Origin of the sequence: Bradyrhizobium sp. LLZ17, from assembly GCF_041200145.1 — a bacterium.
In the GTDB taxonomy this organism is placed as follows: Bacteria; Pseudomonadota; Alphaproteobacteria; order Rhizobiales; family Xanthobacteraceae; genus Bradyrhizobium.
The window spans coordinates 6186087-6211617 of sequence record NZ_CP165734.1 but is presented as its reverse complement, the minus strand read 5'-3'; the positions used below and the strand labels follow the sequence as shown (position 1 = coordinate 6211617).

Here is a 25531-nt window from a genome sequence, read left to right as displayed (position 1 = left end):
GCAACGCCTTGCAAGGCCATCGTCGATGGCAGCGGCGGCGCGGCGGCTGATCGCCTCGCGCCGCCGCACCATCCGTCATCGCTTCTCGAACGGAATATATTGCTGATACTCCTTCGGCACCGAGCTGCGATAGCGCGCCGGCACGGTGCCGCTGTCGACCGAATGATCGATCTCCTGCTGCCGCGTCATCTTCTTTTTTGCCGGTTTCTTCTCGGCGGTTTTCTTCGAGCCGGCCGACTGCGACGCGTCAGTGGTGGCGCTCGGCGTTGTCGTCGCCGCCGGGGTGGTGGTCGCGGCCGGCGCAGTGGTCGCCGCAGGTGGCGCGGTGGTCGCGGCTGCCGGCGCGGCTGCGGCCGGAGCGGCCTGCGCCAACGCGAGCGATGTTTGCATGACGAGTGCCAGTGCTGCGGCCGCAGCCAGCCAATATGATTTGTGCATCAGAACCTCCAAAATGCCTGATCCCCAATGGGGGAAGCGTAGTCCCGCCGGATCGGCGCGTGCAAGTGCGCCGACCATAGGGAGGGGCCGGTCCGTAAACTGTGGGCGAGGTCACAGAGTGCGCGACGGCCTGTGTCGATCGCAAAGGCGGCGGGACGCTCGCTTGCGGCCATCCTTCGAGACGCCCGCCTGCGGCGGGCCCTTAGGAAGAGGTCGCGTTTTGCGGCGAGATGTTAGAGTTTCATCGCCTGAGCCCGCAGGCACGCGGCCACACGTTTAACGCGAATACGTTGTTCATCACCACAACCGCTTCGCCGGTTAGGTCGGCGACGCTGACCTTGCTTCGCGTCGCTGGTTTCAAATGACGAGAATGTTATTCGGCATCGATACGGGAAGAATTCACGAAACACATCCGCAGCTTGAACGCCGCGCTCGCTCAGGGAACCGCATCGATGCCGCGCGATGTGTGAAGCCGCGCATTGCGGCGCCGGATTCCGCGATCTAGCCTCACATGCATATTTCATGACGAACAACTTTAGCTTTAGTTGCTTGCCGTCGTCACTTTTCATGGAGGTACTTTATGAGCACTCGTCACGCCATTACGCCCCGCGGTCTGAACGCCACCCGCTCCTCGTTATCGCAAGGCCGCTTCGGCCGCATGTTCCGCAATCTGACGCCGGCGAAATTCGGCGCCAACGACGCCGACAACATCGGAAATCTCGCGGCGCTCGCCGACAACATGGTCGGCGATTTCGACGGACCCAAGGACAGCCCCGATTCGGAGGAGAGCGGGATTCCCGCGCTCTACACCTATTTCGGCCAGTTCGTCGATCACGACATCACCTTCGATCCCGTGAGCTCGCTGACCAAGCAGCAGGATCCGGACGGGCTCGTCGATTTCCGTACTCCCTCATTCGACCTGGACAATGTCTACGGACGCGGTCCGGGCGACCAGCCCTATATGTACGACAACAGCGGCAAGTTCCTGCTCGGCGAGACCTTGACCGGCGCCGGCGTCTCCAACGCCAACGACCTGCCGCGCTTCAAGGGCCGCGCGCTGATCGGCGATCCGCGCAACGACGAGAACAGCATCGTCTCGCAGCTGCAGGGGCTGATGCTGCGCTTCCACAACCGCATGATCGACGACAATGACAGCCTGTCGTTCCAGGACGTGCAACAGCGGGTCCGCTTCCACTATCAGTATGTCGTGCTGAACGACTTCCTGCCGCGCATCGTCCATGCCAGCGTGCTGAACGATCTCAAGACGGGCGGGCGGTACGATCGCAGCAAGCTCGCCTACTACCACTGGAAGACGTTTCCGTTCATGCCGGTGGAGTTTTCCGTTGCAGCCTATCGGCTCGGACATTCGATGATCCGCCCCGGCTATCGCCTCAACGACGCCGACAACATGCTGCTGCAGATCTTCCCCGATCCCAACAATCCCGACAACAACGCGCTGACCGGCTTCCGTGCCATGGGTCCGGGACGCGCCATCGACTGGGGGCGCTTCATCGACATCGACACGCGCGCCTATGGCGTCGACGGCGACGGCACCAGTACGGACAACAAGCGGCGGCTTCAGTTCGCCTATCGCATCGATACGTCGCTGGTCGATCCGCTGCGCAGGCTGCCGCCGGAGGTCGCCTCGAATCCGGCGTCGCTGGCGCTGCGCAATCTCGAACGCAGCTGGCGGCTTGGCCTGCCTTCAGGGCAGGCGGTCGCAAGGGCGATGCATGTGACACCGCTGACGGACGAGCAGATCGTCATCGGCCGGGCCGTCGACCATCCCGAAGCGGGCGACCCGCAGACCCCGATCGCGTCGATCGCGAACGGCGCCTTCGCGGGCAATTGCCCGCTCTGGACCTACATCCTGGCCGAGGCGCGGCAATTCCAGACCGCGGTGACGATCCCTGTCACCGGCACACCGGTGACGCTCAATACACCGCAGCTCGGCCCGGTGGGCGGACGCATCGTCGCCGAAGTCTTCCTCGGCATGATGTTCGGCGACAATTCGTCCGTGCTGTCGCTCGATCCGAATTGGGCGCCGGTAACGGGACCCAACTTCGCGCTCAGGGATTTCGTGGCCTACGCACTGGGCCAGGGTGCTCCCCTGCATTGAGCTTGCCACGAACGAGGACGCAGAGGCCGCCCGCATGACGCGGGCGGCTTTTTGGTTGGCGCAACGTCTCAATGCGGTGCGCCCGGTCCGATCTCTTCCAGCCGGGCTGCGAACCAGCGCGAGAGCTGGGGTTCGACGAGGCCGCCGACATAGACCTCGGACGTCGTCGCATTGTGCTTGTCCAGCACCAGCAACACGCCGATCCAATAGGCGAACCAGACATGGGCGTCGGTCATCGCCTTCAGCTTCTGCTGGTCGTGCTCCAGCGGCGTGTGATTGCTGGCCTTGCGGATCTCGATGGTGAGCAGATTGTTCGGGATCTCGCGCTGATGCACGACGACGTCGGGATAGATCGACTTGCCCAGATGGTCGTCGGTCGAGATGATCGTGCCGTGCGGTAGGTGCAGCGTGCGCTCTCCGAGCCGGTCGTAATTGCAATCGACCGCCCAGCCGGAAAACTGCCGCTCCAGATAGACCGCGAAGCGGTGCGTGATCGCGCGCTCGCCGACGTCTTTCTCGAACAGGAACGATTCCTGCGCGTAAAACTCCCGGAGCGCCGCAATCACCTTGTTCAGCTCGGTCTGCATGTTGCCCCCGGGCCCAATCGTAGCCCGGATGGAGCGTAGCGCAATCCGGGTTCTCGCAAAATCCACGACGTCCCGGATTACGCTGCGCTCCATCCGGGCTACGCATCACTCCGTTTTGCAGGTGCCCTTACATCTGGACTTCGATCAGCCGCGGACCGGGTTCGGCGACGGCTTCGGCCAGCGCCTTGTTGAACTCGTCGGCATTGGTCACGGCGCGGCCGGGCACGCCCATGCCCTTCGCCAGCGCCACGAAATCCATCGTCGGCCGGTCAAGCCTGAGCATGTCGTTGGCGCGCTGGCCGGGCTCGCCGGCGCCGACATTGTCGAACTCGCCGCGCAGGATCTGGTAGATGCGGTTGGCGAACACGATGGTGACGATGTTCAGATTTTCCCGCGCCTGGGTCCACAGCGACTGGATGGTGTACATCGCGCTGCCGTCACCGACCATGCAGATCACCTTGCGGTCCGGGCAGGCGATCGCGGCGCCGATCGAGAGCGGCGTCGAGAAGCCGATCGAGCCGCCCATGTTCTGGAGCCAGTCATGCGGGGCGGCGGCCGCGGTCGGCGGGAAGAAGGCGCGGCCGGTGGTGAGCGACTCGTCGATCATGATCGCGTTCTCGGGGATCGCGTACGCAATCGCCTGCGCGATCGAGGCGTGGGTGAGCGCGCCGGTCGGCTTGACCAGTTCAGCCGAGGCTTGCGGCTTGACGTCCTTGGCGCTCGCCTTCACCGCGCCCGCGAGCGCTTCGAGTGCGGCGACCGAATTCTCGCCCCAGGAGGTCATGCGGTGCACGTCGCAGCCCGCGGGCTTGAGCATGCTCGGCTTGTTCGGATAGGCGAAGAACGCCACGGGATCGTCGGACTCGACCAGCACGATGTGACGGAATTTGGCCAGCATCGGCAGCGCGTTCTCGATGACGTAGTGGATGCGGTCGATCGAGAAACGGCCGCGGCCGCGCGCCATCCTGGGGCGGAAGGTCGGGCCCATCACGGTGCAGCCGGTCCTGGCGGCAATGCGCTCGGCCAGCGCCAGGCCCTTTTCGCTCAGCGCGCTGCCGGTCATCAGCAGCAGCGTGCCCTCGCCGTCGCCGTGGAGAATTTTTGCGGCCTGCTCGACCGCCTGCGGCGAATAGCTGGCGCGCTGCTGCTCGGCCGGCACCTCGGCGACGCCGTCGGCCTCGTTCCAGGCGGTATCGGCCGGCAGGATCAGGGTCGCGATCTGCGGCGGGGCGCTTTTGGCGGCGGCGATCGCCGCGGCACCGTCGGCGGCGACCGATCTGGAATCGGGCGAGGTGCGGACCCAGGACGACATCGGCCGGGCCAGGCCCTCGATGTCGGAGGTCAGCGGCGCGTTGTAGGCGATGTGGTAGACCGCGTGCTGGCCGACGATGTTGACGATGCCGGAATTCGCCTTCTTGGCGTTGTGCAGATTGGCAAGGCCGTTGGCGAGGCCGGGGCCGAGATGCAGCAGCGTCGAGGCCGGCGCGCCCTTCATGCGGAAATAGCCGTCGGCCGCCCCGGTCACCACGCCTTCGAACAAGCCGAGCACGCAGCGCATGCCTGGCACGCGGTCCAGCGCAGCGACGAAATGCATCTCGGAGGTACCAGGGTTGGTGAAGCAGACGTCCACCCCGCCCTTGACCATCGTCCGCACCAGGCTTTCCGCACCGTTCATCGTGACAACTCCCGCAGCCATGAGATCCACGGCCGATCAAACATTGTTCGCCGTCTTCGTCAAAGCATTCGGCGGCATTGCTGCCCTGCCCGGCCCCGCGGCTGCGGACCTCACCGTTCAATTTGACGGTCACGGTTTACGGATTCGCTAACGGCGACGCCATCACGTTGCGACGCTCGCCGGGCCGGGGCTTGCGAAATCCCAGCGAATATGGCCTCTGAGAGTTGTATTGAATCGATTTTCCCGGGAGGTAGACAATGTTCCGGTTTTTGGCCGCGTCGGTCGCCGCAATGGCGCTTTTGGTGACGGGCGCGAGCGGCGTGTCCGCGGCGGGGATGGTAGACTTCACGGGGACCAGTTCCGGCGGATTTCTCGGCGGTGGCGCGAGCTCGATCCCGCGCTCGACCGTGATGTATCCGACCAATTACGCGCCGGGCACGGTCGTGGTGAACACCGCCGAGCGCCGGCTCTATCTGGTGCTGGGAGGCGGCCAGGCGTTGCGCTACGGCATCGGCGTCGGCCGCGACGGGTTCCGCTGGGGCGGCGTGCACAGGATCACCGCGAAGAAGGAGTGGCCGGAGTGGACGCCGCCGTCGCAGATGATCGCGCGCCGGCCGGACCTGCCGCGCCACATGAAGGGCGGCATCGAGAATCCGCTCGGCGCGCGCGCGATGTATCTGGGCTCGACGCTCTACCGCATCCACGGCTCCAACGAGCCGGAGACGATCGGCCAAGCGGTCTCCTCGGGCTGCTTCCGCATGACCAACGACGACGTCACCGACCTCTATGGCCGTGTCTCGGTCGGCACCACGGTGGTCGTGCTCAACAATTAGAGCGCGATTGCCTCCGCGCCCAAGGTGCGCTCCCTCTCCCGCTTGCGGGAGAGGTTGAGAGAAGCGCGACGGACCGCCGGAACCCGCGCGCACATGAATCTGCGGGCTTGTGCGGGTCTCGCGAATGCGGCAGCGTCGCGCGACAATGAGTGCATTGGATCCGCCCGCGCCTGTCCTTCGCATCGCCCTGCTGGCGCTCGCAGTGCTCATGCTCGTGCCTGAGACCGCTGCGATGGCCGCGGGCGAACTGCCCGCGATCGCCTCGCGGCAGCGTGCCGAGAAGAAGAGCTTTACCGACGCCGAGATCGTCGACGGCTTTCTGAAGACCGCATTCGGCGCCGAATACCACCTCGCCGGCCGCGTCGACCGCATCCGCAAATTCGACGGACCCGTGCGCGTGTTTGCCGAGACCGACCGCGCCGACCGCAAGGCGCAGCTCGCCAGGGTCGTGGCCGACATCGGCACGCGCGTGCAGCATCTCGACATCGCCATGACCGATACCAGCGAGGCGGCGAACGTGCGGGTGAAGCTGGTGCGCGACCGCGATCTCTACCGCACCATCGCGAGCTTCTACGGCGCGGAGAGGGCCCGCGAGATCCGCACCTCGCTCGATCCGCAATGCTTGTCCGGCTTCCGCAAGAACGACAGTTTCGAGATCGAGCATTCCGACGTCATCCTCACCGTCGACAATGGCGACTTCACCTTCCTCGACTGCGCCTATGAGGAGCTGTTGCAATCGCTCGGCCCGATCAACGACACCTCGAGCGTGCCCTGGACCATGTTCAACGACAACGTCTCGATGGGCTTTTTCGATGTCTACGATCAGTACATCCTCAATTTGCTCTACGACCCCCGCGTCAAGGCGGGAATGACGGTGCCGGAGGTCAGGGCGTTGCTGCCCGAAGTACTCGCGGATGTGCGCACCTGGGTGAAGCAGGTGAATGACTTGAAGGAATGAGGCGCTTCCCCTCTCCCCCTGTGGGAGAGGGTGGATCGCCGCGGCAGCGGCGAGACGGGTGAGGGGTATGTCTCCGCGATTGACCCTTTTGCGATCGAGTCCGCGGAGAGACACCCTCATCCGGCGCTTCGCGCCACCTTCTCCCACAAGGGGAGAAGGGAAGGGCCACTACTAGCCGGAATGCCACTCCTACTGCACGAGATCGGCGACCGTGGTCGCGGCTTTCAGGCCGGTGCCGGTGAGGACCGCGACCGTGGTCTCGGTCGGCTTGATCGCCCCGGCCGCCGAGAGCTGGTCCAGCGCCGCGGCTGCGCTGGCGCTGGTCGGCTCGGCGAACAGGCCCTGCCGTGCGAGGCGGCGTAGCGCGGCGACGATCTCGTCCTCGGTGAGCGCAACCGTGCCACCGCCGCTTTCGCGCAATGCTGCGATGATCTCGCGCAGCCGCAGGGGATTTTTGATGGCGGTGCCCTCGGCGATGGTCTTCTGCACCTCGCGCGGCACCGGCGTATCGACGCCGGCCTTGAAGCTTGCGTCGATCGGCGAGCAGTTCAGAGGCTGCGCCGCAAACAGCCGCGGCAGTCTTGCAATCTGGCCGGCTTTCAGCAACTCGCGGAAGCCGAAGGCACACCCCAACAGGCTGCTGCCGGCGCCGACGGGAACGATGACGTTGTCGGGCGCGCGAAAACCAAGATCTTCCCAGATCTCGTAGGCGAGCGACTTGGTGCCTTCGAGGAAAAACGGTTGCCAGTTGTGGCTGGCGTAAAAAAGTCTGGCTCGACTGCCGGATCGCTTCCGCCTCCGACTCCTCGCGCGGTCCCTCGACCAGCTGCACCGTGGCGCCATAGGCGCGCACCTGCGCGATCTTGGCCGGCGACGTCGAGGCGGGCGCCAGAATCTTCACGCGCATGCCGCCGGCGGCGCCAAGTCCTGCCATCGACGAACCGCCGTTGCCGGACGAGTCCTCCAGAATGGCGTCGACGCCGATCTGCCGCAGGAACGACAGCATCACCGCAGAGCCCCTGTCCTTGAAGCTGCCGGTCGGGTTGAACCATTCGAGCTTGAACAGCGGCCGCAGCTCGCCCCAGTCCTGCGCGACCAGCGGCGTACAGCCTTCGCCGAGCGTGATCGGCTTTGCGATCGCGACCGGCAGCGCCGCCCGGTAGCGCCAGAGCGATCGCGTGCGGCCGTCGATGTCCTCGCGCGAGATCCCTGCCCCCGGCGTCACCAGCAGCGGCGTGCGCTGGTCCGAGCACCAGCGCGGCTGGTCGAGCGGATAGAGCTGTCCGTTGCGGGGGTCGATATAGGCGACGGAAGGCATGGCGGTCTCCAAGGCTGGGCGATCTCTACGTTTGGTCTGATGACAGGTTTTGTCCAGGATTCGACGTCGGCCGGGCAAACCACGCTCAGGCCCTTGAAAACACGAAAAATAGAAATACCTCAAGCCCTTAGGCCTAGCGCACGGGTAGAGCGGCAACATCGCTCGCGCGAGGCGCGGCGTTCGGCGCTAGCTCCTGCCGAGCCGCACCGCACGATTAACTTGTCTGTCGTCCCTCGCCGCTACAATATGTTGGATTGCGCCGCCGGTGTCCGCGCCGGCAGCGCGACTGAGCCAGGCCCGTCCGAGCGGCGGGCCGTTGGCTTTTTGGGAGTTTGGCCATGAGCCGCGCGAACCGTACCGACCACATCCGTCTCACCTCCCATCCGGAGCCGGGCCGGAAGGCCGCTTTTCCGATTCACTGGGGCGCAGCCGACGCACGCAGCCGCGGGCCGATCATCGGTACGGTGTCACGCGCGCAGGACCGCAACGTGATCGGCAGCCATGGCGGCTCCTACGCGATGTACCGCGCGCTCGCCGTTTCCGCCGGCGCGCTCGATCCGATCCGGCGCCCTGACCTCACCAACACGTTTCCGGCCGCGACCATCGGTCCGTTCGAGCAATGGCGCGATCCCGCCAAAATCGTCGCGCTCGATCCCTGGGGCCATCTCGTCGCGGAGAATTTCGGCAAGGACATCGCCGAGGGCATCGATATCCGCCCAAGCATCGCGGTGACGCGGGCGCGGCTCGACCTGCCCGAGATCCGCGAGGCGCTGGCCGCCAAGCGATTGCGTGCCGACGGCGATGTCGTGCACGCCAATGGCAGCGTGTCCGTGGTCAAGATCGCGATCGATCCGGTCTGGTATCTGCCCGGCCTCGCGGAGCGCTTCGGCACCAACGAGACCGAGCTGCGCCGTACGCTGTTCGAGCAGACCGCCGGCATGTTCCCCGAACTGGTGACGCGGCCGGACATGAAGGTGTTTCTGCCGCCGATCGGCGGCACCACCGTTTACATGTTCGGCGACGTCACCAAGCTGCCCGACCATCGCACCAAAATCACCTGCCGCGTGCATGACGAGTGCAACGGCTCCGACGTGTTCGGCTCCGACATCTGCACCTGCCGGCCCTATCTCATCCACGGCATCGAGGAATCCGCGCGCGGTGCGCAGGAGGGCGGGCTCGGGCTCGTCATCTACAACCGCAAGGAAGGCCGCGCGCTCGGCGAGGTCACGAAATTCCTGGTCTACAACGCGCGCAAGCGCCAGGAGGACGGCGACGCGGCCGCGGCCTATTTCGAGCGCACCGAATGCGTCGCCGGCGTGCAGGATGCGCGCTTCCAGCAATTGATGCCTGACACCATCCACTGGCTGGGCTTGAAGCGCATCGACCGCTTCCTGTCGATGAGCGACATGAAGCACGACGCGCTGACCTCGCAAGGCATCGACATCGTCGAGCGCGTGCCGATTCCGCCCGAGCTCATTCCGGCCGACGCCTATGTCGAGATCGCAGCGAAGAAAGCCGCCGGCTATTACTCGACCGACGTTGCGCCGGAGAAGGACGTCAACGGCGTGGTCGGGCGTTCGCTGGAAAAGTATTGATCGATTGATGTCGGATTCTTTGGAACGAGAGGCCCGCTCGCTGCTCAGCGCAGGAGCGGTTCGCGCGCGTGCCGGCGAGATGCTTAAGATCGGCCTTGCCGGCGGGCTGACGCATTTCACGATCGATCTGGGTCGCATGGACGGCGTGGCGGACGCAGTGGTCGCGGTGACGCGCAAGGCCTATTCGACACTCGATATTCCCTTCCATGCGCGCTGGCGGCATTTCGTGTTTGGCGGCACCGACCGCTGGGCGCGGCTTGCGGATGCGGCATCCTGGCCCGACCGCGCGGCGCGGGCGCGCGCAGAGTTCGACCTCGCCATCACCAGCGTGTTGCTCGATGCCGGGGCGGGCGCGACCTGGCGCTACCGGGACGCGGTGACGGGAGACGGCGTTGGCCGATCCGAGGGGCTTGCGATTGCCAGCCTCGACATGTTCGCGAGCGGCCTGTTTTCCGGCGATGCACGCGCGCCCTTCAGGGTCGATGCGAACGTGCTCGCAAAGCTGCCGCTCGCCGCGCTCACATCCGCTTTTCAAGTCACCGATGCCAATCCGCTGCTGGGCCTCGACGGACGCACGGATCTGCTGCGCCGTTTGGGCCGGCTGGTGGGAGAGCGCCCGGACGTTTTCGGCTTGCACGACACCCCACGGCCGGGCGGCCTGTTCGATCACATCGCAGCGCAGGCGGTGGACGGCGCCGTCGCCGCGCCCGCCATCCTATCCGCGGTGCTGAACCAGCTCGGACCCATCTGGCCGTCGCGACTTGAACTCGCGGGCATTCCGCTCGGCGATTGCTGGCGTCATCCGGCGATTAAAGCGGATGACGCCACCGCGGGCCTCGTGCCCTTGCACAAGCTGTCGCAATGGCTGAGCTACTCGCTGATCGAACCGCTGCAGCGCGCGGGCCTGGAAGTGACCGACATCGACGGCCTGACCGGGCTTGCCGAATACCGCAATGGCGGCCTGTTCGTCGATCACGAGGTGCTGCGCCTGCGCGATGCCGCTGATGCCGACCGCGCGCACGCGGTGGACTCGCTGCTCGTCGTCGAATGGCGCGCGCTGACCGTGGCATTGCTGGACCGGCTTGCCGCGCTAGTTCGTGCCAAGCTCGGCCGCACGCCGGAGTCCCTGCCGCTCGCCAGCATTCTGGAAGGCGGCACCTGGGCCGCCGGCCGCGCCATCGCCTTTTCGCGCCGTCCCGATGGTTCGCCGCCGCTCAAGGTGATCAGCGACGGCACGGTTTTCTAAACCCTCTCCCCCTGTGGGAGAGGGTGGCTTCGCGAAAGCGAAGCCGGGTGAGGGTTGCTTCCGCGGGCACATCTCTCATTGGAATTCGCGGAGACGACCCCTCATCCGGCGCTTCGCGCCACCTTCTCCCACGAGGGGAGAAGGGAAAAAGCAAGAGCATCCCATGGAAGGCGTCACGGTCGTCGATCATCCGCTGGTCCAGCACAAGCTGACGCTGGTGCGGGACAAATCGATCTCGACGAAGTCATTCCGCGAGCTGATCAAGGAGATCGGCATGCTGTTGTGCTACGAGGTGACGCGCGACCTGCCGCTCACGGATGTCGTCGTCGACACGCCACTGGCGCGGATGCATTCGGCCAAGATCGCCGGCAAGAAGCTGGTGTTCGTGCCGATGCTGCGTGCCGGCACCACCTTCGTCGACGGCATGATGGACCTGGTGCCGACCGCGCGCGTCGCGCATATCGGCCTCTACCGCGAGCCGCACAGTTTTGCCGCGGTCGAATACTTCTTCAAATCGCCCTCCGATCTCGGCGAGCGGCTCGCGATCGTCGTGACGCCGGTGGTGGCCACGGCGAATACGGCCGTGGCCGCGATCGACCGGCTGAAGGAGCGCGGCGCCAAGGATATTCGCCTCGCCTGCCTGATCGCAGCACCAGAGGGACTTGAACGGCTGCGCGGGCTACATCCGGACGTGCCGATCTGGACGGCCGCAGTCGATGAGGGCCTCGACGAGAACGGCTTTATTCTCCCGGGCCTCGGCGATGCCGGCGACCGCGCTTACGGCACGCGGTAGGCACCTGGTTCGCCGAGCGTCCCCACAGGCTCGCTCCACTCCGGTTGCGCTGGCGAGGCGATGCCCGCGCTCCCGTCAGGTCGGCGGTCTCGCCGGCAGATCCTTTGCATCTGCCGGCGCCGGCTTCTCCTTCAGGTCGGAGATCAGACGTTTCATCTCGCCGATCTCCCGCACCTGCGCCTCGATGATGCCGTCAGCCAGCTTGCGAACGCGGGGATCGCGGATGTGCGCGCGTTCACTCGTCAGCACCGCGATCGAGTGATGTGGAATCATGGCTTCCATATAGGCCACGTCGGTAACGGTCTGCTGACTGCGAACGAGCCAGAGCGAGATTGCGAACACGGCGGTGCTGACGGCGACAATCCCGATCTTCGCCGCCGGGTTCCTGTACATGCCCCACATGAAACCCAGCATCACGACAGCCATGACGGCTCCCATCAGAAGCGCCATCCAGGTCCGGGTCTGGCTGTACCAGACGTGGTCCAGAGCAAACGTGTTGAGGTACATCAGCCCGAACATGATCACGGTGGAAACCGCGATCATTGCGGCGAAGCGGGTGTAAGTCATATGGAACATCCTCATCATTGTCGGAGAGGATATGCCCGTCCGGAGCGATTGTTCCTCTTCCGCGAACTTGGGACGCTGGACTGCCTCTGCATCTACGGCCCGCGGCATTGGCCGCGAGCGGATCAGATCTTTCCGCTGCCGCAAATCTCCTTCAGCGATCGCCATTCCGCATCCGGCAGCAGCGGCGGACCGCTTGCGGGTCGATCTTCCCTGGTCATGCGGGCGAGGCGGTCCTCGGTGAGCGGATGGCTTGCCAGGATTGAGGTGAGGCCGCCGCCTTCCTTGCCGGTGATGCGGAACATCAGTTCGGCCGCGGGCTTCGGCGAGCGGCCGAGCGCATGCATGATGTCGATGGCGAACGTATCGGCGTTGGTTTCGGCCTCGCGCGAATAGGAGGCTTCGACCACGCTGCGCGAGGCGAAGATCACGGCGGACGAGCCGGTGACGTCGCCGAACAACAGGCCGATCAGGAACGAGGTGCCGCCGTTGTAGATCAGGCCGCGCATGTTGTCGTGATGCTTGAGATGGCCGAGCTCGTGGGCGAGAATCCCGGCGATCTCGTCGGGATTTTCGGCCTTGTCGAGCAGACCTTTCAGCACGAAGACCTTGCCGCCCGGCAGCGCGAACGCGTTCGGCACCGAGGTCGGCAGCACGCCCGCGGTCATGGAATCGTCGTCAAGGCCGGCGGCGTCGCGCAGGCGGTTGACCAGCTTGGAGAAGGCCGCCTGACCGGCCGGGTCGCTGCAAGTTGAGCGGCCGAAGATGGTCTTCACCTGGACCTCGGACGCATCGCCGATGCGCCGCTCGATCGGTTTCGGCACCAGCGGCGCGAGACGGTCCGCGGCCAGCGGCACGCCAAACAGCACGACGCAGACGATGGAAACGGCCGCCGCCACCGACCAGCCCACGATTTTTGCGACACCGCGACCTGTGGTCTGGTGCTCATCGAGACGGGCGCAGCGGGCGACCACCTCGGAGGCCAGCGCAATGTCGCGGATCTCGAGCCGCGCAAGTGGCGGCGCGCCGTTGCAGGCGAGACGCAGGACGCCGGCCGGACTGTCGGCGCGGCGGATATCGCCGTAGGCCCAGCGAACCATCGGCGCGCCCTCCTCGACAATCTCGAGCGCATCACCCAGCATCAGCTTCACCTGCCGCTTGCGGCTCGACACGCCGTCGAAAAAGATCGTCGGCTTGGCGGACTGCGCCACGTCTTCCGCAGACACATCGCTCACAGATTAGAACCCCGCAACATCGAGACCATCCGCAAAGCCTTCGCCTAGCGCGCTGGCAAGCTCGCCACGACCCTGCACGTCCGCCGCCGTGCCGATGTCGTGCATTTGAAGCGTTTCGAGCACCTTCGCCCAGATGTCGTGCTGGAGATACATGCGCATGACGACGTTCATCGCCAGCACCGCGGCAAGATAGCCGATCACCATCACCACCATAAGCGGAATGCTTCGTACGATCTCGTCGGGTCCGGCAAGCGCCGGTCCGGCCGCAGTGACCAGCCCGAGGGCACCGGCGATGTAAAGTCCGAACAGGGCGCTCAGCAGCATCCACCAGCCGATCACTTTCCAGTACAGGCCGTAGAATGCGTTGTGCGGCAACTCCGAGGACACGCTCACGCCGCCGATGCGAATGCCATCGAGCCACCAGCGCCATTCGCGCGCCTTGAACTCGGCGTACACAAACGGGGCGAGCGGGAAGATGACGATCGCGATGGGGGTGAGCAGCCACAGCCACCAACCCCGTTTGAAGAACGTCCAGCCGTCGCCTTCGAAATCGCCTTGGAGATCGCCGAAATGCGTGTGCCGCATTTTGTAGCGCTCCAGCGACGCCTCGCGCCATGGCAGCGCCAGGCCCAGCGTCAGGAACACCAGCAAGCCCCACAGCATGGCGCGGAACGAATAGGCCCAGCCCGACCCGTCCATCCAGAAGCGCACGCCGCGCCAGACCGTGCGCGTCAGGCGGTAGCGCCGCGCGCGAAAAATCGCGAACTGGCCGAAGGCATAGAAGCTGATGAACAGCGGCGTCGAGGCAAAGCCCTGCCAGCGCTCGAACTCGATGCCGACCAGGAAATAGGCCAGGTAGATCGGCACGAGAATGGCGAGCGCGAACAGGAATCCGATCAACAACTCCTTAGCCCGGCCGGTATATTCCGCGGCGTCGCCATCGATCGAGGTGTTCGACCAGAGATGCCTGCGAATGTCGGTGACGAGCCAGAACCGGTAGAAGCCGAAAGTGACGAGCTCGAGCGCCGCGCCTTTGGTGACCAGCCTGCGAAACGCGCTGCGGTCGCCGCTGAAGTCGATGCGCGCGGACGGCAGCGGCGGCGGGATCGGTTGGGGCGGGCCAACGGGAGCCCATTGCAAATCGTTCACGGCAGCAACCTCCGGATGCGGACATGATCCGCTCAAACTATAGATCAGAGGTTGGTCGATCCCCAAGATGGGTGGGTTCGATTTGGCCTCGGTTTCGATCGTTTTTTGGCGCGTTTCCGCGGGCGAGGGCGTGCGCGAGATCACGTTCGCGAATGTCCCGTAGCCCGGACGGAGCGCAGCGCAATCCGGGACAGCGGCAGTGGCGGCCCGAATCCCGGATTACGCTTCGCTCCATCCGGGCTACAGCACCATGCCGTGTGGCAAAACTCGCCCTTGCCCCGACGCAGACAACGGGCTGTAATTGCAAGTCAAATACCGCAGAGCAGAATTCAAGAACATCACGCGGTTCAGGTCAGGGAGAGCGGTCATGCATGGGACCATCGAGAGCACGGCGAAGCTCGAGGCATTGCGCGAGCGCGCCTCGTCATTGCCGCTGGAGCAATTCGATCCAGGCGATCCGGAGTTGTTCAGGACCGATACGTTCTGGCCCTATTTCGATCGCCTGCGCCGTGAAGATCCCGTGCATTATTGCAAGGATCCGATGTTCGGGCCGTACTGGTCGGTGACGCGCTACAACGACATCATGGAGATCGAGACCAACCATTCGGTGTTCTCCTCGGCCTCCGCGCTCGGCGGCATCACCATCCGCGACATCGATCCGGACCTGCGCCGCGAGAGCTTCATCTCGATGGATCCGCCGCGCCACGCGGCGCAGCGCAAGACCGTGGCGCCGATGTTCACGCCGACGCATCTGGACAATCTCGCGCTCAGCATCCGCACCCGCTCGGCCGAATGCCTCGACAAGCTGCCCGTGGGCCAGGAGTTCGACTGGGTCGATCAGGTCTCGATCGAGCTCACCACGCAGATGCTTGCGGTGCTGTTTGACTTCCCCTGGGAGGACCGCCGCAAGCTGACGCGCTGGTCCGATGTCGCGACAACCATTCCCGGCCCCGACGGCCTCGTCGCCACCGAAGAGGAACGGATGGCCGAACTCGGGGAATGCGCGGCTTACTTCGCGCGCCTCTGGAAGGAACGCGCCGAGCAGCCGCCGAAGAGCGAGCTGCTCTCGATGATGGCGCACAGCGACGCGACGCGCCACATGGATGCGAAAAACTTCCTCGGCAATCTCATTTTGTTGATCGTCGGCGGCAACGACACCACCCGCAACACCATGTCCGGCTCGCTTCTCGCACTGAGCCAGCATCCGGAGCAATATCGCAAGCTGCGCGAAAACCCCGCGCTGCTCGATAGTTTCGTGCCGGAGGTGATCCGTTGGCAGACGCCGCTGGCGCATATGCGCCGCACCGCGCTCGCCAATTTCGAGTTCCGCGGCAAGCAGATCAAGAAGGGTGACAAGGTCGTGATGTGGTACGTCTCGGGCAACCGCGACGCGGAGGCGATCGAGAAGCCCTACGATTTCATCATTGACCGCGCCCGCCCGCGGACGCATCTCTCCTTCGGCTTCGGCATCCACCGCTGCGTCGGCCTGCGGCTTGCCGAACTCCAGCTCAAGATTATCTGGGAAGAGATTCTCAAGCGTTTCGACCATATTGACGTGGTCGGCGAACCGAAGCGGGTCTATTCCAGCTTCGTAAAGGGTTTGGAAACGCTGCCGGTGAAGATTGCGGCTTAGGGCGATGAGCCCGAATGAAATCCACGGGGAAGCTGCGCCCCCTCCCCCGCTTGCGGGGGTTGGGGAGAGGGTGCCTCCCCAATCGATAGCCCCCCAAGAGGAAAAAGTCCTCACCCGGCGCTGCGCACCGACCTCTCCCGCAAGCGGGAGAGGTTAGAAAACCAACTGGAGCTACCAACATGAATATCCAGACTCCGGTCAAAGCCGACAAGGCCGAACGCATGCGCAAGGCGCGCGAGGAGGCTTACGCGACGCCGCTGGCGCAATTCCATCCCGGCGCGCCCAGGCTGTTCCAGGACGACACGCTGTGGCCGTGGTTCGAGCGGCTGCGCAAGGAAGAGCCGGTGCATTACTGCACCAACGCGCCGATCGAGCCCTACTGGTCGGTGGTGAAATACAACGACATCATGCATGTCGACACCAATCACGGCGTCTTCTCCTCCGACTCGACGCTCGGCGGCATCGGGATCCGCGACGTGCCGGAGGGCTATGACTGGCCGAGCTTCATCGCGATGGACCAGCCCAGGCATTCGTCGCAGCGCAAGACGGTGTCGCCGATGTTCACGCCGACGCATCTGGACGAGCTCGCCAAGCTGATCCGCCAGCGCTCGCAAACCGTGCTCGACAATCTGCCGCGCAACGAGACCTTCAACTTCGTCGAGCGCGTCTCGATCGAGCTGACGACGCAGATGCTGGCGACGCTGTTCGACTTCCCCTGGGAAGAGCGGCGCAAGTTGACGCGCTGGTCGGATGTCGCGACCGCGCTGCCCAAGAGCGGCATCGTTGAATCCGCGGAAGCGCGCCGACGCGAGATGGACGAGTGCTACGCCTACATGTCGAAGCTGTGGAACGAGCGCGTCAATTCCGCGCCGCGCAACGATCTTCTGTCGCTGATGGCCCATAGCGACGCCACGCGCTTCATGGACCCCGACAACCTCATGGGCAACATCATCCTGCTCATCGTCGGCGGCAACGACACCACGCGCAACACCATGACCGGCTCGGTGCTGGCGCTGAACGAGAACCCCGAGCAATACGACAAGCTGCGCGCCAATCCAGCGCTGATCGACACCATGGTGCCGGAGGTGATCCGCTGGCAGACGCCGCTCGCCCACATGCGGCGCACCGCGCTGCAGGATACCGAGATCGGCGGCAAGCACATCAAGAAGGGCGACCGCGTGGTGATGTGGTACGTCTCCGGCAACCGCGACGAAGAGATGATCGACCGCCCGAACGAGTTCATCATCGACCGGCCGCGGCCGCGCACGCATCTCTCCTTCGGCTTCGGCATCCATCGCTGCGTCGGCATGCGGCTCGCCGAGCTCCAGCTGAGAATCGTCTGGGAAGAGATGCTCAAGCGCTTCGACCGCATCGAAGTGGTCGGCGAGCCGAAGCGGATCTATTCAAGCTTCATCAAGGGGTATGAGTCACTGCCGGTGAGGATTCCGGGGTAGAGCGCGCGCTATTCGACAGGTGCATCCTCAACCTCAGCTGTCATGCTCCGCGAAAGCGGGGCATCCAGTACGCCGCGGCTTCTCGGTTCAAGCACTGCGGGCTCTGGAATACTGGATTGCCCGCCTTCGCGGGCAATGACACCGAGGGTGGATTAAGAGCGGACGACTCCACCCCAGCTATAAAATTCCGGCATGACAGCTCGCACAACGTGCGATGGGTCGCACACGGCGTACTGTCCTAAACCGCACCGGCGCAACTAACTCAATTTGATGTCCCACACGCCGTCCTTGCGGCAGGCGGCGACTTCGTCGCGCAGGAGTGCGGTGATGGCGAGCGAGGCGGTCGAGGCCGGGCGGTCGATGGGAGAGGCGAAAATGAGCTCGCGCGTCATCGGCTTTGACACGGGTGCGGTTTCCAGCCGCCCGTCCGCGACCTCGCCGTGGACCGACGAAGGCGGCAACAGCGCGAAGCCGAGACCTTCCTCGACCAGGCTCGTGAGCACGCGAAACGAATCCGCCTCGAGCTGGACGTCGAGCTTGATCTTGCGCTGCGCGGCCGCATGCTCGATCAGCGCGCGAAGGCCGTGCGAATGACTGGGCAGCACCAGCCGCTGCCGCAACAGCCAGCCGATATCGACGCTCTTCTTGCGCGCAAGCCCGCAGCCGCGCGGGCCGACCGCGACGATGTTATCGCGGCCGAGGCTCTCCACGTTGAGATGCAGGTCGGCCGAACGGCCGTAGAGGATGGCGAGATCCATCTCGCCGCGATGCAGCCATTCGACCAGGTGGCCGCTGTAGCTCTCGACGATGCGCAGCGAAATGCCGGGAAATGTTTCGACGCAGCGCCGCGCAAAGCGCGCCGACAGCACGCAGCTCACGGTCGGAACCAAGCCGAGCACGACCTGTCCCGACGGCGGCCCCTTGGCCGACTGGATGTCATCGCGGATCTGGTCGATCTGGCGCACGATGCCGGAAGTCCGCGCCAGCAACAGGCGGCCGGCCTCGGTCAGCACCATGCCGCGGCCGTTGCGCGTGAACAGCTCGACGCGCAGCTCATGTTCCAGCAGCTTGATCTGCCGGCTCAGCGCCGGCTGCGCCACGCGCAGCGTGTCCGACGCCTTGGAGAGGCTGCCGAGCTCCGCCACGCAACTGAAGGTCCTGAGCTGCCGGAAGTCCATGCTTGCCAATCCTGGAAGGCTACTCCATACGCTATAGCAAATGAGCATAGGGGGCTGGCGTTGTTTTCACAACGCCGCAGGATCGGCCGGCGTTATCTTAACCGCCGAACCCAACGGAAAACGCCATGAGTGACGACCACCACAGCGAAGATCACGCCGACATCCGCGAAGCCGTCGCAAAGCTGTGCGCGCAGTTTCCCGGCGAATATTGGCGCAAGCTCGACCGCGAGATGGCCTATCCCAAGGCGTTCGTCGACGCGCTGACAGAGGCCGGCTATCTCTCGGTGCTGATTCCCGAGGAATATGGCGGCGCGGGCCTCAAGCTCTCGGCGGCGGCCGCAATCCTCGAGGAGATCCAGCGTGCCGGCTGCAACGGCGGCGGCTGCCATGCCCAGATGTACACGATGGGCACGGTGCTCCGGCACGGCAGCGACGAGCAAAAGGCAAAATATCTGCCCAAGGTCGCCAGCGGCGAATTGCGCCTGCAAGCCTTCGGCGTCACCGAGCCGACCAGCGGCACCGATACGACCTCGCTGAAGACCTTCGCACGCAAGGACGGCAACGCCGGCTATATCGTCAACGGCCAGAAGATCTGGACCAGCCGCGCCGAGCACTCCGACCTGATGCTGCTGCTGGCACGGACCACGCCGAAGGACGAGGTCAAGAAGCGCACCGACGGCCTTTCGGTGTTCATCGTCGACATGCGCGAGGCCAAGAACAAGGGGCTTGAGATCCGCCCGATCCGCACCATGATGAACCACGCCACCACCGAAGTGTTCTTTACCGACATGAAGGTGCCCGCCGAAAACCTGATCGGCGAGGAAGGCAAGGGTTTTCGCTACATCCTCTCCGGCATGAATGCCGAGCGGATTCTGATCGCAGCCGAATGCGTCGGCGACGCCAAATGGTTCATCGAGAAGGCCACGAACTACGCCAAGGAGCGCGCGGTGTTCGGCCGGCCGATCGGCCAGAACCAGGGCATCCAGTTTCCGATCGCCAAGGCCTACGCAGCGATGCGCGCGGCGGAGTTGATGGTGAAGGAGGCGACGCGCAAATACGAGGCCGGGCTCGACTGCGGCGCCGAGGCCAACATGGCCAAGATGCTGGCGGCGGATGCGTCCTGGGAAGCGGCGAATGCCTGCGTCCAGACCCATGGCGGCTTCGGCTTTGCCGAGGTATACGACGTCGAACGCAAATTCCGCGAGACGCGGCTCTACCAGGTGGCGCCGATCTCGACCAACCTGGTGCTGTCCTTTATCGCCGAGCATGTGCTCGGCATGCCCTCCCGCGTACTGAGGCCGCCATCATGGGAGCACTTGACGGGATCAGGGTGATCGCGGTCGAGCAGGCGGTGGCGGCGCCGTTCTGTTCGTCGCGGCTGGCCGACGCTGGCGCGGAAGTCATCAAGATCGAGCGGCCGGAGGGCGATTTCGCCCGTGGCTATGACGCCGCGGCCAAGGGCCAGAGCAGCTATTTCGTCTGGCTCAACCGCGGCAAGCAATCGGCCGTGGTCGATCTCGCCACCAGCGAAGGACGCGCCGAGCTCGAAAAGCTGATCGCGAGCGCCGACGTGCTGGTGCAGAACCTCAAGCCGGGCTCGATGGACAAGCTCGGCTTTTCGCGCGAGCGATTGCTCAAGGACTACCCAAAACTGATCTCGTGCACCATCACCGGCTATGGCGACGAGGGCCCTTATGCGCACCGCAAGGCTTATGATCTGCTGATCCAGGCCGAGAGCGGGCTGGCCTCGATCACCGGCAATCCCGACGGTGCCTCGCGCGTCGGCATGTCCATCGTCGACGTCGCCACCGGCGCCACCGCGCATGCGGCGATCCTGGAGGCGCTGATCGCGCGCGGGCGCACCGGCAAGGGCGCGGACATCCGCATCTCCATGTTCGACGTCATGGCGGATTGGTGCACCGTGCCGCTGCTCAATTCGGAGGCCGGCAATCCGCCGAAGCGCATGGGCCTGCGCCATCCCTCGATTGCACCCTATGGCGTGTTCACCTCGAGGGACGGCAAGGACATTTTGATTTCGATCCAGAGCGAGCGCGAGTGGAAGACGCTCTGCGCCGAAGTGCTGGACCAGCCGAACTTGCCTGCGGATGCCCGCGTCGCCAACATGGTCGAGCGCGTCCGCAACCGCGATTTCACTGACAAGACGGTCGCAGATGCCTTCGCCAGGATGACCCGCGACGAGTTGCTCAAGCGCCTGTCCGATGCCGACATCGCCTTCGCCGAGGTCAACACCATGGCCGACCTCAGCAACCATCCGCATCTGCGCCGCATCGAGGTCGACACGCCGAACGGGCCTGTCAGCTATCCGGCGCCGGCGCCGATCATCGTCGGCGAGACCCGCGCTTACCGCGCCGTGCCCGGCATCGGCGAAAAGCCAAAGTCCAAGACATAACAGAGCGAGGCGTCATGACCGAGCAGCTCGACATCAATCATCTGCGGCAATGGACCGGCCGCAGCACGGAGGCCACCGACATCGTTACGGCGCAGCTGGTTAAGGGTCTGCGCGCGACACTTTTTCAAGACCCGGGCGAGCCGAAGACTGGCGACGCGGCGCCGTTCACGGTGCATTGGTGCCTGGCGCAGCCGGTGTTTCCGATGTCGATGCTCGGTCCCGACGGACATCCCACGCGTGGCGGCTTCCTGCCGCCGGTGCCGCTGCCGCGCCGGATGTGGGCGGGCGGCGAGATCGAGTTTTTGCAGCCGCTGCGCGTCGGCGATGAATCGACGCGGACCTCGCGCATTGCCGACGTGACGGTGAAGACCGGCTCGACCGGCACGCTGTGCTTCGTCTCGGTCGAGCACAGCATCTCCTCGCCGCGCGGCATCGCCATCCGCGAGCGGCAGGACATCGTCTATCGCGAGATGACGACCACCGCACCAGCGGCGGCAAAAGCCCCGCCTCCACCGCCGCAGGCGCAGCATCGGGAGAACCATGTCTCCGATCCCGTGCTGCTGTTTCGATACTCCGCGCTGACTTTCAACGGCCACCGCATCCATTACGACCGCGACTACGTCACCAAGGTCGAGGGCTATCCCGGCCTGATCTTCCACGGGCCGTTGCAGGCGGCGTTCATCGTCGAGCTGGCGGCGAAACTCCGCGGCGGCACAGCGCCGAAGAAGTTCACCTATCGCGGCCTCCAGCCGCTGTTCGAAGGCACGGAGTTTTCCATCAACGCCAATGAGACCGAGACGGGGATGGAGCTGTGGACCGCCAATGCGGAGGGGCAAGCGACGATGAAGGGAACGGCGGTGTGGTGAGTTTGTCGTTCCGGGGCATCGCGCAGCGATGAATCCGGAATCTCGAGATTCCGGGTTCGATGCTTCGCATCGCCCCGGAACGACGCCATGACAATAAGCATTCGGGGACGGAAACCATGTCCAAGAACGGCAAAGCCACGAGCAAATCCGTTACTGTCAAGCAGGCGACACTCGACCTGCTGCGCTCGTTCGGAATCAGACGCGTCTTCGGCAATCCCGGCTCGACCGAGCTGCCGTTTCTGAGCGACTGGCCCGACGACATCGACTACGTGCTGGCGCTCCAGGAAGCCTCCGCGGTCGGGATGGCTGACGGCTACGCGCAGGCGACGCGCAATGCCGGCTTCGTCAATCTGCATTCGGCGGCCGGCGTCGGCAACGCGCTCGGCAACATCTACACCGCGCATCGCAACCAGACGCCGCTGGTGATCACCGCGGGCCAGCAGGCCCGTTCGATCCTGCCCTTGCAGGCGTTCCTCTATGCCGAGCGCGCGTCGGAATTCCCGCGGCCTTACGTGAAGTACAGCGTCGAGCCGGCGCGGCCCGAGGACGTGCCGGCGGCGATCGCGCGGGCCTATTACACCGCGATGCAGCCACCCTGCGGGCCGACCTTCGTCTCGATCCCGATCGACGACTGGGCGCATGCCACAGTGCCGCTCGAAGCGCGCAAGGTCAGTCGCGAGATCGGGCCCGAGCCGGACGCGATGAAGGCGCTGGTTGCGGCGCTGACGTCGAGCAAGCACCCTGCCCTCGTCGTCGGTCCCGGCGTCGACCGGGCCGGCGCGGTCGATCTGATGGTGCGCGTTGCCGAGAAGACCAAGGCGAGCGTCTGGGTCAGCCCGTTCTCGGCGCGCTGCTCGTTCCCCGAGCGTCATCCGCAGTTCGCGGGATTCCTGCATGCCTCGCCCGCGCAGCTGTCCGATGCGCTGCGCGAGCACGATGTGATCGTCGTGATCGGCGCGCCGGTCTTCACCTTCCATGTCGAGGGCCACGCCGCGATCTTCGACGGCGGCGCGACGATCTTCCAGATCACCGACGATGCGGATGCGGCGGCGGTGACGCCGGTCGGCACCAGCATCATCGCGACGATGAAGCCGGCGCTGGGCGCGCTGCTCGAGCTGTTGCCGGAGAGCAAACGGGCGGCGCCAAAAGGCCGTACCTTGCCGCCTGCGCCACAGGCTGCCGATCCACTGCCGGTCGAATTCCTGCTGCATTCGCTGGCGCAGGCGATGCCCGATGGCGCCTCGCTCGTCGAGGAAATCCCCTCGCACCGGCCGGCGATGCAAAAATTCATGCCGATGCGCGGCCAGGACAGTTTTTACACCATGGCGAGCGGCGGCCTCGGCTACAGCCTGCCCGCCGCCGTCGGCATGGCTCTCGGCAAACCCAAACAGCGCACGGTGTGCCTGATCGGCGACGGATCGGCGATGTATTCGATCCAGGCGCTGTGGACCGCCGCGCAGCGGAAGCTGCCGCTCACCATCGTCGTCATCAACAATTCTGGCTACGGCGCCATGCGTTCGTTCAGCCAGGTCATGCAGGTGCGCAACGTGCCCGGGCTGGAATTGCCGGGCATCGATTTTGTCCGGCTTGCCGAAGGCATGGGCTGCGATGCGGTGCGGGTGAGCAAGGCGGCGGAGCTGGGCGCAGCGTTACAGCGCGTGATGGCGTTCGAGGGGACGAGCCTGGTCGAGGTGGTGGTGGATTCAGCGGTGCCGGTGCTGTACGGGCAGAAGCATTAGGGGTGCGTGCCGTATCCACATCGTCGTCCTGGCGAAAGCCAGGACCCATTACCCCGGGAAGTAGATTGGCGAAGATTCGTCGTTCGGTACCTCTACCGCGGCAAGATCGGTAGACCTCGCGGTATGGGTCCTGGCCTTCGCCAGGACGACACCGAAATTGTGGCCCCGCCTATTCCCCCAGATCGTCCCGCATCCTGGCCTGGATCTTGGCCATGCCGCCGATCCAGCGGTCGTAGTTCTCGGTCTTCTTGCGCATGTAGCCGAGCACTTGCGGGTGCGGCAGGATCAGGAAGGTCTCCTGCTCGAGACCGGCGAGGACATCCTGGGCGACCTGCTCCGGCGTGAGGTCACCGTCGCCGGATTGCGGGCCCTTCGGGATCGAGCGCAGCATGTTGGTGTCGACGCCCTGCGGGCACAGGATCGAGACGCGGATGTTATGCGCCTTGTGCGAGATCGCGAGATTTTCGGCGAAGCCGACCGCGGCGTGCTTTGTGGTCGAATAAGCCGGGCTGCCGACCTGCGACAACAGGCCCGCGGCCGAGATGGTGTTGAGGAAGTAACCGCCGCCGCGCGCCTTCATGCGCGGAATGAGATGCCGCGCCGCATAGACATGGGCCATGACGTGGATCGCCCAGCTCCGTTGCCAGGGCTCGTCCGAGGCGCCACCGGCGTTCACCGACATCGGATCGAAGCCGCCGCCGATGCCGGCATTGGAGCAGAACAGATCGATCGGCCCGAACTGGCGCTCGGTCTCCTCGATGATGTGGGAGATGTCCTTTTCCTGCGCGACGTCGCATTTGAAGGCCGCGCCATCGACCATGGCAGCGACCGCCCTTGCGCCGGCGGCCTCCATGTCGGCAACGACGACCTTGGCCGCGCCGGCGTTGTGAAAAGCCTCGCACATCGCCTTGCCGATGCCGTTGGCGCCGCCCGTGACGACCACGATTTTGCCGGTCACCTGCATGCGACGTCTCCCCTTTTTCTTTTGGCTTTGCTTAGACCGCTTCGCGGGCCTTGCGCTTGCTCAGCTCAACACGAGGTCGAGCACCGCGGTATAATGGCACGCCGCGCCGGCCAAGACAAAGCCGTGCCAGATTGCATTCTGGAAGCGCAGCCGCCGCCAGGCATGGAAGATCACGCCGAGGCTGTAGAGCGCCCCGCCCGCAAGCACGAAGCCGAGCGCCATTGCTGGCAATGCCTTGACCACGGAATCATAAAGCATCATGCCGCTCCAGCCCATGGCCAGATAAATACCGACGGCGACACGGTCGAACCGGCCGGGATAACGCAGCTTCAGCACGATACCGACGATGGCCACACACCAGACGCAGACGAGCAGAGCCAGCGCAAACACGCTGTCCTTCAGCTCGAGGATGAACGGCGTATAGGTCGCGGCGATCAGGAGATAGATCGCCGAATGATCGAACCGCCGCAGCAGCCATTTGACCGGCGACACCGGCCACAGATTATAGGTCGCCGACAACACCAGCATCGACAGCAGACCGGCGACGTAGATCGAGACGCCGACGACGTCGATCGCCTCGGCATAGACCGCCGCGAGCACCACCAGAACGGTCGCGGCGATGATACCGGACAACACACCGATACCATGCACGATACCGTCCGCGATGATCTCGGCGCGATCGTAGTTCCACCGGAACGCGTCGGCCGCGGCATGGACAGAGGACGAGGCGAGCTGTTTCAACGTAAAGACAGACATGGCGATCCGGGGCGGCGATAG

At 64.9% G+C, this 25531-nt stretch carries 21 protein-coding genes and 1 pseudogene; 12 read left to right on the top strand and 10 right to left on the bottom strand.

Annotated features, from left to right (window positions below):
• Nucleotides 1-75: 75 nt before the first annotated feature.
• The gene (locus AB8Z38_RS29835; RefSeq protein WP_369721231.1) at nt 76-438 is read right to left on the bottom strand and encodes a hypothetical protein; all 363 of its coding nucleotides are present in this window, start codon (nt 436-438) and stop codon (nt 76-78) included.
• Nucleotides 439-1018: 580 nt separating this feature from the next.
• Between AB8Z38_RS29835 and AB8Z38_RS29830 the strand changes: the two genes are divergently transcribed.
• Entirely contained in the window at nt 1019-2557 is a 1539-nt protein-coding gene (locus AB8Z38_RS29830; protein ID WP_369721230.1) for a heme peroxidase family protein, read from the top strand.
• A gap of 68 nt (nt 2558-2625) precedes the next feature.
• On the opposite strand, the gene AB8Z38_RS29825 is transcribed toward AB8Z38_RS29830, so the two are convergent.
• Together AB8Z38_RS29825 and AB8Z38_RS29820 are read right to left on the bottom strand one after the other, a co-directional pair.
• Nucleotides 2626-3144, bottom strand: coding sequence for a hypothetical protein (locus tag AB8Z38_RS29825; protein WP_369721229.1), 519 nt, complete (start codon nt 3142-3144; stop codon nt 2626-2628).
• Nucleotides 3145-3271: 127 nt separating this feature from the next.
• Nucleotides 3272-4819, bottom strand: a complete 1548-nt coding sequence (locus AB8Z38_RS29820) for an acetolactate synthase large subunit (RefSeq protein WP_369721228.1) — start codon at nt 4817-4819, stop codon at nt 3272-3274.
• A 257-nt stretch (nt 4820-5076) separates the two neighbouring features.
• On the opposite strand from AB8Z38_RS29820, the gene AB8Z38_RS29815 reads away from it, so the two are divergent.
• Both AB8Z38_RS29815 and AB8Z38_RS29810 read left to right on the top strand, forming a co-directional pair.
• Nucleotides 5077-5652 (top strand): L,D-transpeptidase, encoded by a 576-nt coding sequence (locus AB8Z38_RS29815; RefSeq protein ID WP_369721227.1) that lies wholly within the window; start codon nt 5077-5079, stop codon nt 5650-5652.
• A 145-nt stretch (nt 5653-5797) separates the two neighbouring features.
• Entirely contained in the window at nt 5798-6610 is an 813-nt protein-coding gene (locus AB8Z38_RS29810) for a DUF2927 domain-containing protein (RefSeq protein WP_369721226.1), read from the top strand.
• A gap of 189 nt (nt 6611-6799) precedes the next feature.
• On the opposite strand, the pseudogene AB8Z38_RS29805 reads toward AB8Z38_RS29810, so the two are convergent.
• Nucleotides 6800-7928, bottom strand: a pseudogene (locus AB8Z38_RS29805) (pyridoxal-phosphate dependent enzyme).
• Nucleotides 7929-8266: 338 nt separating this feature from the next.
• Between AB8Z38_RS29805 and AB8Z38_RS29800 the strand changes: the two are divergent.
• The 3 genes from AB8Z38_RS29800 to upp all read left to right on the top strand — a co-directional run bounded on the left by AB8Z38_RS29800 (nt 8267) and on the right by upp (nt 11562).
• The gene (locus AB8Z38_RS29800) at nt 8267-9523 is read left to right on the top strand and encodes a GTP cyclohydrolase II (protein WP_369721225.1); all 1257 of its coding nucleotides are present in this window, start codon (nt 8267-8269) and stop codon (nt 9521-9523) included.
• Between the two features lie 7 nt (nt 9524-9530).
• A complete protein-coding gene (locus tag AB8Z38_RS29795) occupies nt 9531-10769 on the top strand; it encodes a URC4/urg3 family protein (RefSeq protein ID WP_369721224.1) in 1239 nt (412 codons plus the stop codon).
• Nucleotides 10770-10932: 163 nt separating this feature from the next.
• Nucleotides 10933-11562 carry a uracil phosphoribosyltransferase gene (upp, locus tag AB8Z38_RS29790; protein ID WP_369721223.1) on the top strand — a complete coding sequence of 210 codons (630 nt, stop codon included), beginning with the start codon at nt 10933-10935 and terminating at the stop codon, nt 11560-11562.
• A gap of 75 nt (nt 11563-11637) precedes the next feature.
• Here the strand turns inward: upp and AB8Z38_RS29785 are convergent, their stop codons facing one another.
• From AB8Z38_RS29785 to AB8Z38_RS29775, 3 genes are all read right to left on the bottom strand, one after another.
• Nucleotides 11638-12129 (bottom strand): DUF305 domain-containing protein, encoded by a 492-nt coding sequence (locus AB8Z38_RS29785; protein ID WP_369721222.1) that lies wholly within the window; start codon nt 12127-12129, stop codon nt 11638-11640.
• Between the two features lie 122 nt (nt 12130-12251).
• Nucleotides 12252-13361, bottom strand: coding sequence for a M48 family metallopeptidase (locus tag AB8Z38_RS29780; RefSeq protein WP_369721221.1), 1110 nt, complete (start codon nt 13359-13361; stop codon nt 12252-12254).
• Nucleotides 13362-13364: 3 nt separating this feature from the next.
• Nucleotides 13365-14510 carry a YjgN family protein gene (locus AB8Z38_RS29775; protein ID WP_369721220.1) on the bottom strand — a complete coding sequence of 382 codons (1146 nt, stop codon included), beginning with the start codon at nt 14508-14510 and terminating at the stop codon, nt 13365-13367.
• Nucleotides 14511-14877: 367 nt separating this feature from the next.
• On the opposite strand from AB8Z38_RS29775, the gene AB8Z38_RS29770 reads away from it, so the two are divergent.
• Both AB8Z38_RS29770 and AB8Z38_RS29765 read left to right on the top strand, forming a co-directional pair.
• Entirely contained in the window at nt 14878-16143 is a 1266-nt protein-coding gene (locus tag AB8Z38_RS29770) for a cytochrome P450 (protein ID WP_369721219.1), read from the top strand.
• Nucleotides 16144-16322: 179 nt separating this feature from the next.
• A complete protein-coding gene (locus tag AB8Z38_RS29765) occupies nt 16323-17597 on the top strand; it encodes a cytochrome P450 (RefSeq protein WP_369721218.1) in 1275 nt (424 codons plus the stop codon).
• 257 nt (nt 17598-17854) lie between these two features.
• On the opposite strand, the gene AB8Z38_RS29760 is transcribed toward AB8Z38_RS29765, so the two are convergent.
• Nucleotides 17855-18775: a LysR substrate-binding domain-containing protein gene (locus AB8Z38_RS29760; protein WP_369721217.1), complete on the bottom strand. Its 921-nt coding sequence runs from the start codon at nt 18773-18775 to the stop codon at nt 17855-17857.
• A 125-nt stretch (nt 18776-18900) separates the two neighbouring features.
• Here AB8Z38_RS29760 and AB8Z38_RS29755 point away from each other — a divergent pair, with 125 nt between their 5' ends.
• The 4 genes from AB8Z38_RS29755 (at nt 18901) to mdlC (ending at nt 23790) form a co-directional block, all read left to right on the top strand.
• Nucleotides 18901-20109 carry an acyl-CoA dehydrogenase family protein gene (locus AB8Z38_RS29755; RefSeq protein WP_369721216.1) on the top strand — a complete coding sequence of 403 codons (1209 nt, stop codon included), beginning with the start codon at nt 18901-18903 and terminating at the stop codon, nt 20107-20109.
• Nucleotides 20082-21185 carry a CaiB/BaiF CoA transferase family protein gene (locus tag AB8Z38_RS29750; RefSeq protein WP_369721215.1) on the top strand — a complete coding sequence of 368 codons (1104 nt, stop codon included), beginning with the start codon at nt 20082-20084 and terminating at the stop codon, nt 21183-21185. Before AB8Z38_RS29755 ends, AB8Z38_RS29750 begins: the two co-directional genes overlap by 28 nt.
• A 14-nt stretch (nt 21186-21199) precedes the next feature.
• Nucleotides 21200-22051, top strand: coding sequence for a MaoC family dehydratase N-terminal domain-containing protein (locus AB8Z38_RS29745; protein ID WP_369721214.1), 852 nt, complete (start codon nt 21200-21202; stop codon nt 22049-22051).
• Nucleotides 22052-22167: 116 nt separating this feature from the next.
• The gene (mdlC, locus tag AB8Z38_RS29740; protein WP_369721213.1) at nt 22168-23790 is read left to right on the top strand and encodes a benzoylformate decarboxylase; all 1623 of its coding nucleotides are present in this window, start codon (nt 22168-22170) and stop codon (nt 23788-23790) included.
• 169 nt (nt 23791-23959) lie between these two features.
• Here mdlC and AB8Z38_RS29735 read toward each other — a convergent pair whose 3' ends face one another.
• Nucleotides 23960-24754: an SDR family oxidoreductase gene (locus AB8Z38_RS29735; protein WP_369721212.1), complete on the bottom strand. Its 795-nt coding sequence runs from the start codon at nt 24752-24754 to the stop codon at nt 23960-23962.
• Between the two features lie 60 nt (nt 24755-24814).
• Complete coding sequence (locus AB8Z38_RS29730) at nt 24815-25510, bottom strand: hemolysin III family protein (RefSeq protein WP_369721211.1); 696 nt, start codon at nt 25508-25510, stop codon at nt 24815-24817.
• Nucleotides 25511-25531 lie beyond the last annotated feature (21 nt).

Bases quoted from the DNA above. Each gene is read 5' to 3' on its own strand.
- mdlC (WP_369721213.1), top strand. From the start codon at position 22,168: ATGTCCAAGAACGGCAAAGCCACGAGCAAATCCGTTACTGTCAAGCAG.
- AB8Z38_RS29735 (WP_369721212.1), bottom strand. From the start codon at position 24,754: ATGCAGGTGACCGGCAAAATCGTGGTCGTCACGGGCGGCGCCAACGGC.
- upp (WP_369721223.1), top strand. From the start codon at position 10,933: ATGGAAGGCGTCACGGTCGTCGATCATCCGCTGGTCCAGCACAAGCTG.
- AB8Z38_RS29770 (WP_369721219.1), top strand. From the start codon at position 14,878: ATGCATGGGACCATCGAGAGCACGGCGAAGCTCGAGGCATTGCGCGAG.
- AB8Z38_RS29745 (WP_369721214.1), top strand. From the start codon at position 21,200: ATGACCGAGCAGCTCGACATCAATCATCTGCGGCAATGGACCGGCCGC.
- AB8Z38_RS29795 (WP_369721224.1), top strand. From the start codon at position 9,531: ATGTCGGATTCTTTGGAACGAGAGGCCCGCTCGCTGCTCAGCGCAGGA.
- AB8Z38_RS29810 (WP_369721226.1), top strand. From the start codon at position 5,798: ATGAGTGCATTGGATCCGCCCGCGCCTGTCCTTCGCATCGCCCTGCTG.
- AB8Z38_RS29730 (WP_369721211.1), bottom strand. From the start codon at position 25,510: ATGTCTGTCTTTACGTTGAAACAGCTCGCCTCGTCCTCTGTCCATGCC.
- AB8Z38_RS29765 (WP_369721218.1), top strand. From the start codon at position 16,323: ATGAATATCCAGACTCCGGTCAAAGCCGACAAGGCCGAACGCATGCGC.
- AB8Z38_RS29815 (WP_369721227.1), top strand. From the start codon at position 5,077: ATGTTCCGGTTTTTGGCCGCGTCGGTCGCCGCAATGGCGCTTTTGGTG.
- AB8Z38_RS29800 (WP_369721225.1), top strand. From the start codon at position 8,267: ATGAGCCGCGCGAACCGTACCGACCACATCCGTCTCACCTCCCATCCG.
- AB8Z38_RS29785 (WP_369721222.1), bottom strand. From the start codon at position 12,129: ATGACTTACACCCGCTTCGCCGCAATGATCGCGGTTTCCACCGTGATC.
- AB8Z38_RS29830 (WP_369721230.1), top strand. From the start codon at position 1,019: ATGAGCACTCGTCACGCCATTACGCCCCGCGGTCTGAACGCCACCCGC.
- AB8Z38_RS29820 (WP_369721228.1), bottom strand. From the start codon at position 4,819: ATGAACGGTGCGGAAAGCCTGGTGCGGACGATGGTCAAGGGCGGGGTG.
- AB8Z38_RS29750 (WP_369721215.1), top strand. From the start codon at position 20,082: ATGGGAGCACTTGACGGGATCAGGGTGATCGCGGTCGAGCAGGCGGTG.
- AB8Z38_RS29760 (WP_369721217.1), bottom strand. From the start codon at position 18,775: ATGGACTTCCGGCAGCTCAGGACCTTCAGTTGCGTGGCGGAGCTCGGC.
- AB8Z38_RS29755 (WP_369721216.1), top strand. From the start codon at position 18,901: ATGAGTGACGACCACCACAGCGAAGATCACGCCGACATCCGCGAAGCC.
- AB8Z38_RS29825 (WP_369721229.1), bottom strand. From the start codon at position 3,144: ATGCAGACCGAGCTGAACAAGGTGATTGCGGCGCTCCGGGAGTTTTAC.
- AB8Z38_RS29835 (WP_369721231.1), bottom strand. From the start codon at position 438: ATGCACAAATCATATTGGCTGGCTGCGGCCGCAGCACTGGCACTCGTC.